This is a genomic window from Peribacillus sp. FSL M8-0224, from assembly GCF_038003055.1.
GTDB classification, from domain to species: Bacteria; Bacillota; Bacilli; order Bacillales; family DSM-1321; genus Peribacillus; species Peribacillus frigoritolerans.
In genome coordinates, this window is record NZ_JBBOOJ010000001.1 from 1,862,758 (window position 1) to 1,879,000 (window position 16,243).

A 16,243-nucleotide genomic window follows, 5' to 3' on the forward strand; every position below is an offset into this window, starting at 1 on the left:
GAGCCTCCTTCTTATTATCCAGCTACATTTTCAGTGAACTGACTATTGTATAGCTCTGCATAGAAACCATTCTCCCTTAAAAGGTCTGAATGCGTTCCTTTCTCTATCACTTTTCCTTGATCCATAACAAGAATCAAATCTGCATCCTTAATCGTTGAGAGACGATGGGCAATGACAAAGCTGGTTCTTCCTTCCATCAGTCGGTTCATGGCCTTTTGGATAAAGACTTCTGTCCGAGTGTCCACACTAGATGTCGCTTCATCCAATATCATGATTGGCGGATCTGCTAGAACAGCCCGGGCGATTGTCAAAAGCTGCTTTTGGCCTTGTGAGATGTTCGAAGCTTCTTCGTTTAAGATTGTCTCATAACCATCTGGCAGTGTCCGAATGAAATGGTCGGCATGTGCCGTGCGAGCAGCTGCAAAAATTTCTTCATCAGTTGCTCCATTTTTGCCATAAGCGATATTTTCTTTAATCGTACCATTAAAGAGCCAGGTATCTTGAAGTACCATACCAAAATTCTTTCGAAGATCATTACGTGACATATTCCGTGTATCAAGACCATCAATCGTAATCTTTCCGCCGATGAGTTCATAAAATCTCATCAAGAGATTTATCATGGTCGTTTTTCCCGCACCAGTCGGTCCAACGATTGCAACCGTCTGTCCAGGCAAGACATCGATGTTCATATCTTCAATTAACATTTCTTCCCCATATCCAAAGTCCACATGTTCAAAAGAGACAGCACCATTTGCCCTTTTTATATTAACTGTGGTTTGTTCTTTCATTTCCTCTTCTTCATCAAGTAGTTCAAAAACACGCTCAGCGGCTGCAACCGTCGACTGAATAATGTTAGCGATGTTAGCCGTTTGTGTGATTGGCTGGGTGAACTGCTTTGAATATGTGATGAATGCTTGAATGTCACCAATTGAAATCGAACGCTGAGTTACCAATATTCCGCCGACAACGCTGATGATGACATAGCTCAAATTTCCGATAAAGAACATTACGGGCATGATGATACCCGATATAAACTGGGCTTTGCTTCCCGCTTTATACAATTCTTCATTAACTTCAGTAAACTGGGCACTCGCCTTTTTTTCATATCCGAATGCTTTAACGACTTGATGGCCGGTATATATCTCTTCAATGTGGCCATTTAATTGTCCGAGTTTACGCTGTTGATCGGCAAAATGTTTTTGGGATCTTTTTAAAATAGGCCGGATTGCAAATATTGACAAAGGTAAGCTGATTATCGAGATTAATGTCAATAACGGGCTTATCGAAAGCATCATGATGATAATCCCCACAATCGTTACGATTGATGTTATGAATTGCGTTAAGCTTTGCTGAAGTGTGCTCCCGATTGTATCAATATCATTTGTCATTCGGCTAAGTGTTTCACCATTTGGACGTCCTTCAAAGTATTTGAGTGGAAGTTTCTCGAACTTTTTGTTCACATCTTCTCGAAGGTCATATACCGTGTCTTGTGCAACACTTGACATAATGTATTGTTGTACATAGTTGAAAAGGCTGCTTAAAGCATAAAGTCCGGCAAGGAGTAGAAGGATCTGGCCAATTTTATCAAAGTTAATGGCTGCTCCTGGTATTCCCTGGAACTTTCCATATGCTCCTTCGAATAATTCTGTAATTGCATTTCCCATGATCTTCGGTCCTACAATCATAAAAATCGTACTCATGATTGCAGCGAAGAACACGGAAATCAATTGGTTGCGCCTCGGTTTTAAATAGGTCAATAGACGTTTTAGTGTTCCTTTAAAATCTTTTGCTTTTTGACCCATCATCATCATGTTACCGCCACCAGGACCATGCCCGACCTGACCGCCGCCTTGAGGTTTCTTTTGATTACTCATGCAATTTCCTCCTCTGTAAGCTGTGATAAGGCAATTTCACGGTAAATGTCGTTTGTGCTAAGCAACTCTTGGTGTGTTCCCATGCCTACAATGTGGCCTTCGTCTAACACAAGGATTCGGTCAGCGTCTACGACGGTACTGACACGCTGGGCAACGAGTAGTACCGTCGAATTTTTCGTTTCATCTTTCAGGGCTGCGCGAAGGTTGGCATCCGTCTTGTAGTCCAGTGCAGAAAAACTATCATCGAATATATAAATATCCGGTTTTCGAATGAGTGCCCTTGCAATAGAAAGCCGTTGTTTTTGCCCTCCTGATAGGTTTGAACCGCCTTGATCGATTTCTGCCTCATAGCCGCCTTTCATGCTGCTGATAAAATCCTCCGCTTGCGCGATCCGAGCGGCATGCTCAACTTCATCTTGTGTGGCTGTTTGTTTTCCAAAGCAAATGTTTTCAGAGATAGTACCTGTAAAGAGGGAGGCCTTTTGTGGTACAAAGCCAATTTTTGAACGGACTTCATCTTGTGATGACTTACGTATATCAACACCATTGACGCGAATCGTTCCGCTTGAAATATCATAGAAGCGAGGGATCAAATTGACAAGCGTCGTTTTCCCGGAACCAGTTCCACCGATTATTGCGGTGATTTCACCAGGACTTGCAGAAAAACTAATATCCGATAATGCAGGTTCTTCTGCTCCTGGGTAACTGAACGTAACATGTTCAAATTCAAGGGTACCGTGTACACGATCTGCCTTTTCTGTCCCCTCATCCAGGAATGAAGGTTTCATGTCAAGGACTTCGTTTATCCTTGTTGCCGACACGGCAGCGCGTGGAACCATAACGAACATCATGGAAGCCATAACGAGAGCGAACATAATTTGCATAACATATTGGATAAATGCCATTAAGTCCCCGATTTGCATACCGCCGTTATCAATACGGACTCCACCAAACCAAATGATACCAACAACAGTCAAGTTCATGACAAGCATCATTACAGGCATCATGAAGGCCATGATTTTATTGACTTTGATTGAGATATCCGTTAATTCTTTATTCGCTTTCTTTAGACGTTCTTTCTCTTGTGTTTCACGATTGAAGGCACGAATGACGCGAATTCCAGTTAAATTTTCTCGTAATACAAGGTTCAACCGGTCTAATCGTTTTTGCACCGTTTGAAAGAGCGGCACACCTTTATATAGAATAAGCAAGATTGACCCAATCAAAAAAGGCATTGTGACAACAATGACAAGTGATAATTTTGCATCCATGGATACAGCCATGATTACTCCGCCGATTAACATGATAGGTGCACTGATAACCATACGAAGCATCATGATAACCACTTGCTGGACTTGTGTTATATCATTGGTCGTTCGTGTAATCAATGACGCCGTACCGACTTCATCAAATTCTTGTAACGAAAACTTTTCAACGTGATTAAAGACCTTCAGGCGGAGATCGCGTCCCATTCCCATTGCTGCTTTGGACGAATAGTAACTTGCGATTATGGATGCACAAGCGCCAAGTGCGGAAACCAACAGCATAAAACCACCGATTTTCCAAATATAAGAAGTGTCTCCTCGAACAACGCCTTTGTCAATAATATCAGCCATTAGTGTAGGCAAAAAGAGGTCCGACATGGACTGAATAAAGACCAGACCGATAACTGCTAAAATAATCCACTTATATACGGATAAATTTTTCAGTATTTTTATCATTTTGTACACTCTCCCTGTTCGGTTGCTTGTGCTTCTAAAAAGTTTGTAATTTGCAGATGCGTTTTTAGCAACTCTTCAAACTGTTCTTCGGAAAGCATTTCAATGGCCGTTTGAAAGACTTGGTGAATGCTTCCTTCGTGAAAATGAATCGTTTTTAATAAATTTTCCCCCTTATCGGTGATTGACAATTGAATCTCACGCCGGTTGCCCTCCACATGCTCACGATGGAGCATGCCTCCGCGAACTAGACCATCGACCGCTTGGCTCAAGGTGCTTTTTGGAAGAAATGTTTTCTCCCCAACATTTTTTTGGGAGGTCTCTTTGTAAAGGGTAATGGTCATCAAAATGGAATATTGAGGAACTGTTAATCCATTTTCTGCGGCTGTCTTTTGAACGAACCGCATGATATTTTTCTGTACGTTCCAAAATGAACGCAATAGTTGTACGGAACGCATTAATTGTTTTTCATTCTCCACTCAACATCACCATTCTTTCTGTATTGAACTGTTCCATTTCGAACATTTAATTTTATGAATCATTTTAATTTACAGCTATTCTTCCGCTTAGTCAATAACTTCAACCCACCGGCTTTTATCTAGTCTTGGTGCGTATATGGAAATGAGTTAAAGTCAGGTCAGGCCAAAACTGTTAAACCCATTGTATTTTTGTTAAAGAAAGGTTTTCTCGTGAAAACAACGATACAAAGTGAAATTAACTTGAAAATGTGAGATGAAAAGTGGTAGGATAATATTGCATTGAGTTAGTACCAGGTAATAATAGTAGATGATAACGCATTTGAGGGTGTTAAATGGCAAGCATGCATACATAAAAGAGCTTTCCCTTCCTTAGATACATAACAGGATTTAAGTTTGCGAGATAAACAAACAGCTAATAAGAAAGGTTAGTAATTTGTGATATATAGACCCATTTATATATTGGGTGACAGCGTGAGGAGAACATTCTGGTTTTAACAGAAAACCGTTTTAATTATTAGGAGGGATGAACATATGGTTGAAAACCGCCATCTACAGGCAGGTCTTAGTGATGAGCAGGTGCTTGAGATGTATAGAATTATGTTGTTGGCAAGAAGAGTGGATGAACGGATGTGGCTGTTGAACAGATCTGGAAAAATTCCATTTGTCGTTTCTTGTCAAGGGCAAGAAGCAGCTCAAGTGGGTGCAGCATTTGCGTTGAATCGTGAAAATGATTATGTCCTTCCTTATTATAGGGATCTAGGAGTGGTGCTCGCGTTTGGGATGACCGCCAGGGATTTAATGTTATCCAGTTTTGCCAAGGCAGAAGATCCAAATTCAGGCGGGCGTCAAATGCCTGGGCATTTTGGGCAAAAAAAGAATCGAATCGTGACGGGATCTTCGCCAGTTACGACTCAAGTGCCACATGCAGTGGGGATTGCACTCGCTGCAAAAATGGAAGGAAAAGATATTGTTTCATTCGTTACATTCGGTGAGGGGTCATCAAACCAAGGTGATTTTCATGAAGGAGCGAATTTCGCAGGTGTACATAAACTTCCGGTCATCTTGATGTGCGAAAATAATCAGTATGCCATATCCGTCCCTATTGAAAAGCAATTGGCTTGCGGGAAAGTGTCCGACCGGGCCATTGGTTACGGCATGCCAGGGGTAACGGTTGATGGAAATGATCCGATCGAAGTATACCGGGTGGTGAAAGAAGCTGCTGAGAGAGGAAGGCGTGGTGAGGGCCCAAGCTTAATCGAAACGGTTTCATACAGGCTTACACCACATTCAAGCGATGATGATGATAGTCAATACAGGTCGCCTGATGAAGTATCGGAGGCAAAAAAAATAGATTCAATCATTACTTTTGGTGCCTATTTAAAAGCAGTGGGAATCATGGATGATCAAATGGAGAAACAATTGAACGAGGAAATAATGGAAGTTGTGAACGAAGCGACGGATTATGCGGAAAATGCTCCATTTGCAAATGAAGACACGCTCTCAAAATACGTTTACGCAGAAAGGTAAGGAGGAAAGAAGATGGCAGTGATATCTTATATAGATGCCGTGATAATGGCGATGCGGGAAGAAATGGAACGTGATTCCCGTGTATTTGTATTAGGTGAGGACGTAGGGGTAAAGGGCGGCGTGTTTAAAGCGACTTCAGGGTTATACGAACAATTCGGTGAACAGCGTGTCATTGATACACCGCTTGCTGAATCCGCAATCGCAGGAGTCGGCATCGGCGCGGCCATGTATGGAATGAGGCCAATTGCGGAAATGCAATTCGCTGATTTTATCATGCCAGCAATCAACCAAATCATTTCGGAAGCTGCAAAAATCCGTTATCGCTCCAATAATGACTGGCATTGTCCTATCGTCATCAGAGCTCCATACGGCGGTGGTGTACATGGGGCGTTATACCATTCACAATCCGTTGAAGCCATTTTTGCCAATCAACCGGGACTTAAAATTGTCATGCCCTCTACACCCTATGACGTGAAAGGGTTATTGAAAGCCGCCATTCGCGATGATGACCCTGTCCTTTTCTTTGAACATAAAAGAGCCTATCGCCTAATTAAAGAAGAAGTGCCGAATGATGATTATGTTTTACCGATTGGTAAGGCGGATGTAAAACGTGAAGGCGAGGACGTTACAGTGATTTCTTATGGCCTTTGTGTTCATTTTGCGCTTCAGGCAGCTGAAAGGCTGGCCAGTGATGGCATATCCGTTCATATACTTGATTTACGAACCGTTTATCCATTAGATCAAGAAGCCATAATGGAAGCTGCATCTAAAACAGGAAAAGTCCTATTGATTACTGAAGATAATAAGGAAGGAAGCATCATTAGTGAAGTATCGGCGATCATTGCAGAAAACTGCCTCTTCGATCTTGATGCCCCAATCATGAGACTCGCGGGCCCGGATGTTCCTGCTATGCCATATTCACCATCATTAGAGAAATCATTCATGGTGAATCCTGAAAAAGTGGAAAAGGCACTGCGGGACCTGGCTGCCTATTAAATGGTCTGCGTGGAGGAACGAACCTTTCGCATCCGTTAAAATTGCTGTTAATTGGGATTGATCTTAAAATGAACTTAAGTCTAGCAACTATAAAAAAGGTTGCCAGGCTTTTTTTTTGCGGTAAATAAATCATCTATATTGAAAAAATATTCCTAGGCTAGAGAGGGCATATAAAACTCAGTGATTTTTGGGGAATTCTCACTTCGTAAATATATATTGAATGGATTGCGTGGTATTATATGGTAAAGCATTCTAGGTAAAGGAGAACTAATGATGAATACTGGACAATTATCCAATAATAAACTATTAGATATGGTGTTTGAAAGTACATATTATGGAATTGTAATTGTCGATAGTCACGCAAAAATTCAATATATTAGCAATAAATATTGTGAATTTTTAAATGTTGAACGCAGTACAGTGATTGGTGAACATGTGACGAATATAATTGAAAATACAAGGCTACACCTAGTGGTGCAAATAGGTAAATCGGAAATCGCTGATATACATTTTCTTCGGGGTGATTTTGTTATAGCTAATCGCATTCCTATTATCGAGAATAAGGAAATAATTGGTGCGATTGGGACAATAATGTTTCGTGATCTTGATGACTGGAACAAAATGAATAGCCACATTAAGGAGATACTGACAAAACATAATTTTTACAAAAATGAAAGAGATGTTACAAATGGAGTAAAGTATTCCTTACACAATTTAATTGGAAATTCACAAGAAATACAACAGTTAAAAGAACTTGTGAAAAGGGTTGCTAGAGGTGATATCTCTGTACTAATTAGAGGAGAAAGCGGTACAGGCAAGGAAATAATAGCACATAGCATTCATCAGTTAAGTGGGAGAAGTGACAAACCACTTGTGAAAATAAATTGTACTTCAATTCCGGAACACTTATTAGAATCTGAACTTTTCGGTTATGAAGAAGGTGCCTTTACAGGGGCAAACAAGGGAGGGAAAATAGGAAAGTTTCAATTTGCTGATGGTGGAACTGTTTTCCTTGACGAAATTGGTGATATGCCTCAGCATATGCAAGTCAAGTTATTAAGGGTTCTTCAGGAAAAGGAATTTGAGCCTGTAGGTTCGCTTTATCCAAAAAAACTAAATGTTCGAGTGATTGCTGCAACAAATCGCCCTTTAGAAAAATTGGTGGAAGAAAAGCTATTTCGTGAAGACCTATTTTATAGAATTAATGCAGTCCAATTATTTGTTCCCCCTTTAAGAGATAGAATTGAAGATATCCCTGTACTTGTTGATTATTTTTTAAAAAAAGTCACAGCTCGAATAGGAAAACGAGTAACTTCTGTACATCCTGAGGTGCTTTCAGTAATAGAGCAATATAACTGGCCAGGGAATATCAGAGAACTAGAGAATGTGATTGATGCAGGTGTTCACCTATCAAATGACGAAGTAATCGGAAAAGATGCTTTACCTGATTATCTAAAACGTCATAACGTTAAAATGAAAGAAGAAAGTTTAAAGGATATTGTGGAGGAAACAGAAAAGAAGGCAATCGAAAGAGCGTTAAGAAGGTTTAAGTTTGATAAAAAACGGGTTGCGGAAACTCTTGGAATAGGGAATTCCACCCTTTACGATAAAATAAAAAAATATCAGATTTCTGACCAATAAAAATTAATCCGGGATTTCAGAATTCATTCCGAAATCCCGGATAAATATTTTAATTTCAATATTAGTGTAGGTAAAGTTCACATTAAAGGAGAAAAAGACTATAGAACAGATTTAAATTTTATTTAAATTATGAAAATTAATGAATAAAAAATCAACTGATCTAAATTCAGTTGATTTTTTTTAATTCTTTTCTGAAAAATCAGAAAATAAATAATTGAATATTCCTCGATAATTAGAAAAAGTAAGTCAGTATAGAGGGGTTACGTGTTGGAATGAATCTTGCATTCAAATTTGAAGAAAGGAGGAAAGGAATCGGTAAACTATAATTTGAATCTGCTTAAACTGAAAAGGAGGAATTTCATTGGATGTCGGTTTTATAACAAGAAAAATGGCAAATGATTTAAATAATTTAAATCCTAGAAAAATAGCAATAAAAGAAGAAGTAGGAAAGTCAATGACGTACATGGATCTCCACCATATATCAAATGCGTATGCAAACAAGTTTTACGAATTAGGAGTTCGAAAAGGGGATCGTGTCGGTATTTTACTTTACAACTGTCTCGAATATTTTAGTCTATATTTTGCCATTGCGAAAATCGGCGCAATTGCCGTTCGACTTAATTTTAGGCTATCAAGTGCTGAGCTTGAGTATGCATTAAATGATTCACAGACAAAAATATTGTGCTTCCATTCGAACTTAGCCAGTCAGCTGGAATCAGTTTGTAATCATGTTTCGGTTGAGCGTTATTTTTGTCTTCCTCATAGAAATGGCTCAATCCCAGGTTGGTCTGAGTCATGGAGTGTTTTAGAAAGTGGTTCGGTAGATGAGGTCAAAGTCGATAACATTAAATTAAACGATCCGGTCATGCTGATGTACACATCAGGCACAACGGGAAGACCTAAAGGTGCGATTTGGACTCATGATACAACTTTCTGGTTTTCTACGATTCAAGCGCTGAAATGGAAATTTACAGGGATAGAAGTTGCGATGACGACAGGACCACTATACCATGTTGGGGCGATGGAAGATATCGCACTTCCTATTCTTATGATGGGTGGAAGCGTAATAATTACAAAAAGCCAAGAATTCGAGATTGGAAGAATTCTTTCCGTTATTGAACAGGAAAATGTGACTGATGCTTTTTTATTCCCTTTTATGATTTATGAAATGCTAAATTTGCCTGAAATTGAAGAGTATCAGCTAAAATCTTTAAAAACTATATATACAGGTGGTGACCCGCTAATGCCATGGGCATTGGAACAATTAAAAAAGAGGTTTCCTCATATTGGAGTTGTTCAAGTTTACGGGTTAACTGAAGGACAACCAATTGCGGCATCGCTTGAACCACAGGATGCTTTTACAAAAGGCAATACCGTTGGAAAGCCGATGCCGCTTACAGAAATTAATATTATTGATGAAGATGGAACGCCCATGCCTGTTGGTGAAATTGGTGAAATCGCTATTAAAAGTCCAGCGGTTTCTGAGGGGTATTGGAGGAAACCTGATGCCACAATGGAAACATTTGTGAATGGTTGGTGTAAAACAGGAGACATGGGAAAATTCGATCATGATGGGTATCTATCAATTGCAGGCAGAAAAAAAGATATGATCCGAAGCGGTGGTGAAAACATTTACTCAGCGGAAATTGAAGACGTCTTATACCGCCATGAGGAGGTGAAGGAAGTTTCTATAATTGGTATTCCTGATCCGAAATACATTGAGGCTGTATGTGCTGTTATTGTAAAAAAAGAAGGATCCAAACTTACGGAAGAAGATGTTGTTAATTACTGTAAGGAACATCTTGCTAGCTATAAAAAACCTAGAAAGGTCACATTTGTTGATGAAATTCCACGTACCCCATCCGGTAAGGTTCAAAAGTTTATTCTTCGAAAACAGTTTAGTGGTATGGAATAAATAAGAAATATCCAAAAAGGTACAGGTTTTATAAATGCATTATTTCAATTTTTTAAAAATGCACATAACCACTATGGATTCTATCAAGATATCTGTGTTTACCCACTGATGCACGTTTTCAACAATACAAGAACATCTGGAACCAAAAGTTCAAATAAGGTTAAGGAGGAAAGCCGATGAAGAATAAAAATCAAGTTGTTTCATGGTCAAAACAGGGTAATATTGCACTGATTATTATTGATAATCCACCTGTTAATGTATTAAGCGCAGATGTTATAGAACAATTGAATCTTGTGGTGGATGAAATTGAAAGCGATTTCAAGGTTAAGGTCATTATCCTTACAGGTGAAGGTGAAAGAGCTTTTGTTGCTGGTGGAGATATTAAAGAATTTCCAGGATGGATAGGAAAAGGAGTCGAAGAAGGAAAGGGGAAATCACTTTGGCTACAGGAACCACTTAATAAAATTGAACGTCTATCTCGTCCAACCATTGCTGCAATCAACGGATTAGCATTAGGTGGAGGATGTGAACTTGCCTTAAGTTGTGACATTCTAATTGCGGAGGAACAAATTAGGATTGGCCTTCCTGAAATTAAATTGGGATTGTTTCCAGGGGCAGGGGGGACTCAAAGACTTCCTAGACTGATAGGTAAAGCAAAAGCAAAAGAATTGATCTTTACTGGTGAGCCACTGAATGCAGAAGAGGCCAAACAAATAGGACTTGTTAATCATGTCGTGCCAAAGGGGGAATCCATAAATAAAGCAATGGAAATCGCAAAATGTATTTGCAATTATTCTTTACAATCTTTAACTTTTGCAAAGCATTCCATTGATTATGGCTATGAACAAACACTTGAAGATGGACTCGTGATTGAAGCTGAAAACTTTGGTCATGTTTTTCAGACGAAGGATGTTAAGGAAGGCGTTGAAGCCTTTATTAGTAAAAGAGAGCCGAACTTCGTTGATCAGTAATCCAGCATGACAAAATCAGAGTGAAGTCCAATTTTTGAAAAAAGAAGATTGTGCAGTTACTAATTTTAGTTAATAAACTAAATAGATAATGTTATTTTTAAAAAAATCTATTCGGGAAATTAATTAGAGTTCTTTACTTTATGTTCACTAGAAAAGTGAACTATGATGCCAAAGAAGTCTTGGGGCAATGCATTCTAACCAGCAACAAATGATAACATATTATATTTTGAGAAAAAGGGGGAAATCAATATGGATGTAATGATAATTATTATTTCACTTGGATTACTTATGTTTCTAGCATATCGAGGATTTTCTGTTATTCTTTTTGCACCATTGTGCGCTTTGTTTGCTGTATTTTTAACGGATCCTGGACATGTTTTACCTTTCTTCTCTAATATATTTATGGTTAAGTTGGTTGAGTTTGTTAAATTATACTTCCCGGTTTTTCTACTAGGTGCTATTTTTGGGAAATTGGTTGAAATAAGCGGTGTTGCAAAGAGCATAGCTAAAATTATTGTCCGTTTTATCGGGGCTAAACAAGCCATTCTAGCCATAGTGATAATGGGCGCAATCCTGACATATAGCGGAGTTAGTTTGTTTGTTGCAGTGTTTGCCATATATCCATTTGCTGCTCAGCTGTTTCGCGAAGCTAATATTCCAAAGCGTTTAATTCCTGCGACAATTGCAGTTAGTGCTTTTACCTTTTCAATGGATTCACTTCCAGGGTCTCCGCAAATTCAGAATGTCATTCCAACGGGATTCTTTAAAACTGACATCTATGCTGCACCGACATTGGGGATTATTGGGGCAATATTTATCATTTCCTTGAGCCTTTTATATCTAAATCATTGTCGACATAAGGCAGCTAGAAATGGTGAAGGGTATTTTGGAATTGGGGATAAAGCTATTGATAAGGAAGCTGCTGAAGCAGAAATGGCAGCTAGTTCTGCTTTATCGGTTGAAACGACTAATAAGTTGGGGATGGATTCTGAAAAAGCTATAAGTAGAAAAGACTGGCTTGCTTTTATTCCGTTAGTGTTAGTTGGAGTAATGAATAAGTTTTTTACTGAGTCGTTTCCTCTTTGGTATGCCAAAGGGTTTGATTTTGCTAATATTGGGTTAAAAGATTATGGAAATGTTGATATGTCTAAAGTTATCGGTGTTTGGTCTGTAGAGATGGCTCTTATTCTCGGAATAATAGCAACCGTCTTATTAAACTTAAAAGCTGTCAAATTAAATTTCAATTCGAGTATTAATATAGGGATTAGTGGGGCATTGCTTGCAACCATGAATACGGCAACCGAATATGGTTTTGGGGGTGTGATTGCTGCTTTACCCGGCTTTACTGTGATACAAGACTATCTTACTGGTATGTTTTCGAATCCTTTAATTAATGGGGCGATCATGACAAATGTTTTGTGCGGCATTACTGGTTCTGGATCTGGTGGGATGAGCATTACGTTGAGCCTAATGGCGGATACGTATATACAAACAGCTGCTCATTTTGACATTCCGTTGGAAGTTTTACATCGTGTCATTGCTATGTCAGCTGGTGGATTTGATACTTTGCCACATAATGGAGCTATAATTACTCTTCTGGCTGTTACGGGACTCACTCATCGCCAGGCATATAAAGACATTTTTGTTATTACCATTATAAAGACACTTGCTGTATTCTTTGTAATTGGTATATTCAGCTTGTTTGCCATCGTTTAAATATTTGCCGGTGAGCATTGGAAAATAAGTTTCGATTTCTAGATTTAAACGCTTTTTACATCAGATAGTACGTCTTCAAAATCATTTTTTATAGTTGTTGATTTTAAAAACTATCACTAAATTATATATTCTATAGTATTTAATATCTGAATTTTCCGCCTGCTAATTTAAGCCCAAGTAGAAGGAGATTGGAAAAATGTTTAATAAATATTTCCATCAATATGAAATCGGAGAAACATGGGTGTCGAAAGGACGTACTATAACCGAAGCAGATCTAGTAATGTTTTCAGCATTTAGCGGTGACTGGTTTCCTCTCCATACTGATAAGGAGTATGCAGCAAATACCCAATTTAAGCAAAGGATAGCCCACGGAATGCTTATACTTTCGGCTGCAACCGGCTTATTTCAATTTGAACCAGGAATCGTCGTTGCCTTTTATGGTTTGGAGAAAGTACGATTTACAAACCCTACTTTTATCGGGGACACGATACATGTAGAATTAAAGGTGATTGATCTTTTTGAAAAGGACTATCAAGGTGTTGTAACAATCAACCAAGAAATAAAAAAACAAAATGGAGAAACTGTAGCCATCGCCAATATGAAAATAATGGTCAATTCTGATGCCGATGTAAAAATATAATAATCACTTGATTTATTAGGCGACAAACGTAAATATTTGAGCAGATAAAACGTACTTATTACTAATATCAATATCAAATTAGCTTATGGGTATAAGAGAAAATTCTAAGTAAAAGGTATTATCCCAAACTTTAGCACAGAAATTTAAACGGGCGGTAGGCAGAAGAAACGAAATAATAAGCTGCGTTTTTTACATCATTTTTAGATGAAGGCAAGCCTGCACAGTGGCTTGCCTTCTTTAATGAACTCAAGCCACTTTTTTTTTAGACATCTTTATCTTGCCTTTATAGGGTGTTGTTTCATTTTGGCTGAAAAAAATTTCAAGTTCATCTTATATAGCAAGATTTTTTTATGAAATCCCTAACAATGTTTGTCATAATAGGAAAGTAGGAAGGGGGAGCATCATGCTTCGATTATACGGGGCTTTAATCGGCCTTAGTTTGATATGGGGTTTATCGTTTGTTTTTATGAAGTGGCTGCTACCGCCTGCGGGCATTTGGGGGATTGTATTTCTCCGCTGTTTGGCGGGTGCTGTTGTTCTGCTTCCCATCTTATGGTGGAAGCGCAGGGAAATCAATTGGAAATTGCCATGGAAAGCACTGGTCGTTGTCGGAATCTTCAATTGCGGATTAGCATGGGGATTAATACCTTTAAGTGAAACGGAGATTAACAGCAGCACGGCATCGATTCTAAATGCAACCACTCCGATCTGGACGGGGATCATCGGATTTATCATTTTTTCATACGTTCTAACCCCCCGACAATGGATGGGCATTCTAATTGGTTTCTTCGGAATTCTAGTATTGATGGATTTTCAAATCGGTCAGCTTTTCGGAAGGGAATTCATCGGGATTGGGACAATGCTGTTAGCGTCCATCTGTTATGGTTTTGCCGGTCATTTTACGAAAAGATTTCTTTCCAGTACCAGCATATTGATCATTACGACGTTTACGCTGCTCACGGGTGCCGTTATCGGTTTGATCGGGATGCTACTAACAGAGCCGTTTAAGCCAGTGATGCTGATGGAACCGCTGACGATTTTCGCCATAGTCGGACTTGGTTGCTTTGGCTCTGGGGTCGGCCAGCTGACCTATTTCTACATCAATAAAAATGGCAGCCCTGAGTTAGCCGCATCTGTTACATACCTTATTCCTGCTACCGCTATGGTTTGGGGGTATATCCTCCTTGGAGAAGCGATTAATCCTAATGTAATCATTGGCCTGCTGATTATTTTCGCAGGAGTTTATCTTTCCTCTAAGAGGTCAAAAGAAAATGATGGCACAAACTCTTCATCTGGAAAACAAGCTGATTTGCATCAAGTAAAATAAGTAATCAAAACGAAATAGCCCTCACGTAAAGAGTTTGCTTTATGTTGGGGGCTTTCGTATGGGAACACATTAATAGTGTTACTTCATTATTGCCAAAGAATTGATTGTCTTTGCCGCTATTTATAGCTATGACATTAACCCAATACAGAATGGTCTTTACTTTAAGGAAAAAAGTTTTTTTGTCTGAAATTATTTTTATTTTGAGATATATTAATTTGAGACAATGTTATTGACAGTGAAGGGTATTCATGATAAATTATCTTTAAATAAAGATATATTAATTCAAGATAATAAGAAACACCTTATCAAACCCCTTTAATGAATAGCCACTCTTTTTTGAAGGAAAAATATAGGGGATTAAGGAAAACGCTGAATATCCATAAATTGAATCGTTTTAATGGGAGGAATAATGTATGAATGGTTTAAAAGGTATACACCACGTAACGGCCATAACAAGTAGTGCTGAAAAAAATTATGAATTTTTCACAAATATATTAGGCATGCGTTTAGTCAAGAAAACTGTTAACCAAGATGATATCCAAACCTATCACCTGTTTTTTGCCGACGATGTTGGCGGTGCGGGTACTGACATGACATTCTTCGATTTTCCTGGTATTCCTAAAGGAGAGCATGGGACTAATGAGATTTCCAAAACATCCTTCCGTGTACCGACTGATGCGGCATTGGAGTATTGGGTTAAACGCTTTGACCGATTAGAGGTAAAGAATACAGGAATCCAAGAACAATTTGGTAAAAAGATCATTTCATTTGTGGATTTTGATGATCAGCAATATCAATTGATCTCAGATGAAAATAATGAAGGGGTTGCAGCTGGAATCCCTTGGCAAAAAGGGCCGATTCCTCTTGAATACGCTATTACAGGATTAGGACCAATTTTCATTCGGATCGCCAATTTCGATTACTTTAAAGAAATGATGGAAAAAGTCCTATTATTCAAAGAAATAGACAAGGAAGGATCATTTCACCTATTTGAGGTAGGGGAAGGCGGGAATGGTGCACAAGTGATCGTCGAGCATAATTCGATCCTTCCTCAGGCACGGCAGGGTTTTGGGACTGTTCACCATACAGCCTTCCGTGTTGAAGACCGTTCCGTTCTGGAAGAATGGATCAAACGAATGGAAAGCTTCCAATTTCATACGTCCGGTTATGTCGATCGTCACTTCTTTGAGTCGCTTTACGTAAGAGTGGCGCCGCAAATTTTATTCGAGTTTGCCACGGATGGTCCTGGATTCATGGGGGATGAGCCGTATGAAACGCTTGGGGAAAAGTTATCTTTACCACCGTTCTTGGAACCGAAAAGGGATCAAATCGAAAAGTTGGTCCGTCCCATTGATACAGTAAGAAGCACCAAGGAATACATTAAAGAATAATTGCGAATGATATATTGGTTTATGCCCATACTAAAATAGGTAGAAATA

12 protein-coding genes are annotated in these 16,243 nt (G+C 38.9%); 9 read left to right on the forward strand and 3 right to left on the reverse strand.

Going from position 1 to position 16,243, the window contains the following annotated elements; translation table 11 throughout:
* Nucleotides 1-14 precede the first annotated feature (14 nt).
* From MKX49_RS09005 to MKX49_RS09015, 3 genes are read right to left on the reverse strand one after another with little or no spacing between them, the layout of a single operon-like run.
* Nucleotides 15-1,874, reverse strand: a complete 1,860-nt coding sequence (locus MKX49_RS09005) for an ABC transporter ATP-binding protein (RefSeq protein ID WP_340876154.1) — start codon at nucleotides 1,872-1,874, stop codon at nucleotides 15-17.
* Entirely contained in the window at nucleotides 1,871-3,595 is a 1,725-nt protein-coding gene (locus MKX49_RS09010) for an ABC transporter ATP-binding protein (RefSeq protein WP_340876155.1), read from the reverse strand. Before MKX49_RS09010 ends, MKX49_RS09005 begins: the two co-directional genes overlap by 4 nt.
* Nucleotides 3,592-4,071 carry a MarR family winged helix-turn-helix transcriptional regulator gene (locus tag MKX49_RS09015; RefSeq protein WP_202310400.1) on the reverse strand — a complete coding sequence of 160 codons (480 nt, stop codon included), beginning with the start codon at nucleotides 4,069-4,071 and terminating at the stop codon, nucleotides 3,592-3,594. The genes MKX49_RS09010 and MKX49_RS09015 overlap by 4 nt, the downstream gene beginning before the upstream one ends.
* Before the next feature lie 531 nt (nucleotides 4,072-4,602).
* Here MKX49_RS09015 and MKX49_RS09020 point away from each other — a divergent pair.
* The 9 genes from MKX49_RS09020 to MKX49_RS09060 all read left to right on the forward strand — a co-directional run bounded on the left by MKX49_RS09020 (nucleotide 4,603) and on the right by MKX49_RS09060 (nucleotide 16,195).
* Nucleotides 4,603-5,598, forward strand: a complete 996-nt coding sequence (locus MKX49_RS09020; protein WP_072272874.1) for a thiamine pyrophosphate-dependent dehydrogenase E1 component subunit alpha — start codon at nucleotides 4,603-4,605, stop codon at nucleotides 5,596-5,598.
* A gap of 12 nt (nucleotides 5,599-5,610) precedes the next feature.
* The gene (locus tag MKX49_RS09025) at nucleotides 5,611-6,594 is read left to right on the forward strand and encodes an alpha-ketoacid dehydrogenase subunit beta (RefSeq protein WP_340876158.1); all 984 of its coding nucleotides are present in this window, start codon (nucleotides 5,611-5,613) and stop codon (nucleotides 6,592-6,594) included.
* A 270-nt stretch (nucleotides 6,595-6,864) separates the two neighbouring features.
* Nucleotides 6,865-8,235, forward strand: coding sequence for a sigma-54 interaction domain-containing protein (locus MKX49_RS09030; protein ID WP_445670119.1), 1,371 nt, complete (start codon nucleotides 6,865-6,867; stop codon nucleotides 8,233-8,235).
* A gap of 361 nt (nucleotides 8,236-8,596) precedes the next feature.
* A complete protein-coding gene (locus tag MKX49_RS09035; protein WP_340876160.1) occupies nucleotides 8,597-10,150 on the forward strand; it encodes an acyl-CoA synthetase in 1,554 nt (517 codons plus the stop codon).
* 176 nt (nucleotides 10,151-10,326) lie between these two features.
* Nucleotides 10,327-11,121: an enoyl-CoA hydratase/isomerase family protein gene (locus MKX49_RS09040; RefSeq protein ID WP_340876161.1), complete on the forward strand. Its 795-nt coding sequence runs from the start codon at nucleotides 10,327-10,329 to the stop codon at nucleotides 11,119-11,121.
* Nucleotides 11,122-11,370: 249 nt separating this feature from the next.
* Nucleotides 11,371-12,837 carry a GntP family permease gene (locus tag MKX49_RS09045; protein WP_072272878.1) on the forward strand — a complete coding sequence of 489 codons (1,467 nt, stop codon included), beginning with the start codon at nucleotides 11,371-11,373 and terminating at the stop codon, nucleotides 12,835-12,837.
* 196 nt (nucleotides 12,838-13,033) lie between these two features.
* A complete protein-coding gene (locus MKX49_RS09050) occupies nucleotides 13,034-13,477 on the forward strand; it encodes a MaoC/PaaZ C-terminal domain-containing protein (protein ID WP_048682384.1) in 444 nt (147 codons plus the stop codon).
* A 403-nt stretch (nucleotides 13,478-13,880) separates the two neighbouring features.
* Nucleotides 13,881-14,804, forward strand: a complete 924-nt coding sequence (locus MKX49_RS09055) for a DMT family transporter (RefSeq protein ID WP_340876163.1) — start codon at nucleotides 13,881-13,883, stop codon at nucleotides 14,802-14,804.
* A 413-nt stretch (nucleotides 14,805-15,217) separates the two neighbouring features.
* The gene (locus tag MKX49_RS09060) at nucleotides 15,218-16,195 is read left to right on the forward strand and encodes a ring-cleaving dioxygenase (protein WP_318291611.1); all 978 of its coding nucleotides are present in this window, start codon (nucleotides 15,218-15,220) and stop codon (nucleotides 16,193-16,195) included.
* Nucleotides 16,196-16,243 lie beyond the last annotated feature (48 nt).

Bases quoted from the DNA above. Each gene is read 5' to 3' on its own strand.
- MKX49_RS09020 (WP_072272874.1), top strand. From the start codon at position 4,603: ATGGTTGAAAACCGCCATCTACAGGCAGGTCTTAGTGATGAGCAGGTG.
- MKX49_RS09060 (WP_318291611.1), top strand. From the start codon at position 15,218: ATGAATGGTTTAAAAGGTATACACCACGTAACGGCCATAACAAGTAGT.
- MKX49_RS09055 (WP_340876163.1), top strand. From the start codon at position 13,881: ATGCTTCGATTATACGGGGCTTTAATCGGCCTTAGTTTGATATGGGGT.
- MKX49_RS09010 (WP_340876155.1), bottom strand. From the start codon at position 3,595: ATGATAAAAATACTGAAAAATTTATCCGTATATAAGTGGATTATTTTA.
- MKX49_RS09045 (WP_072272878.1), top strand. From the start codon at position 11,371: ATGGATGTAATGATAATTATTATTTCACTTGGATTACTTATGTTTCTA.
- MKX49_RS09025 (WP_340876158.1), top strand. From the start codon at position 5,611: ATGGCAGTGATATCTTATATAGATGCCGTGATAATGGCGATGCGGGAA.
- MKX49_RS09040 (WP_340876161.1), top strand. From the start codon at position 10,327: ATGAAGAATAAAAATCAAGTTGTTTCATGGTCAAAACAGGGTAATATT.
- MKX49_RS09005 (WP_340876154.1), bottom strand. From the start codon at position 1,874: ATGAGTAATCAAAAGAAACCTCAAGGCGGCGGTCAGGTCGGGCATGGT.
- MKX49_RS09050 (WP_048682384.1), top strand. From the start codon at position 13,034: ATGTTTAATAAATATTTCCATCAATATGAAATCGGAGAAACATGGGTG.
- MKX49_RS09030 (WP_445670119.1), top strand. From the start codon at position 6,865: ATGATGAATACTGGACAATTATCCAATAATAAACTATTAGATATGGTG.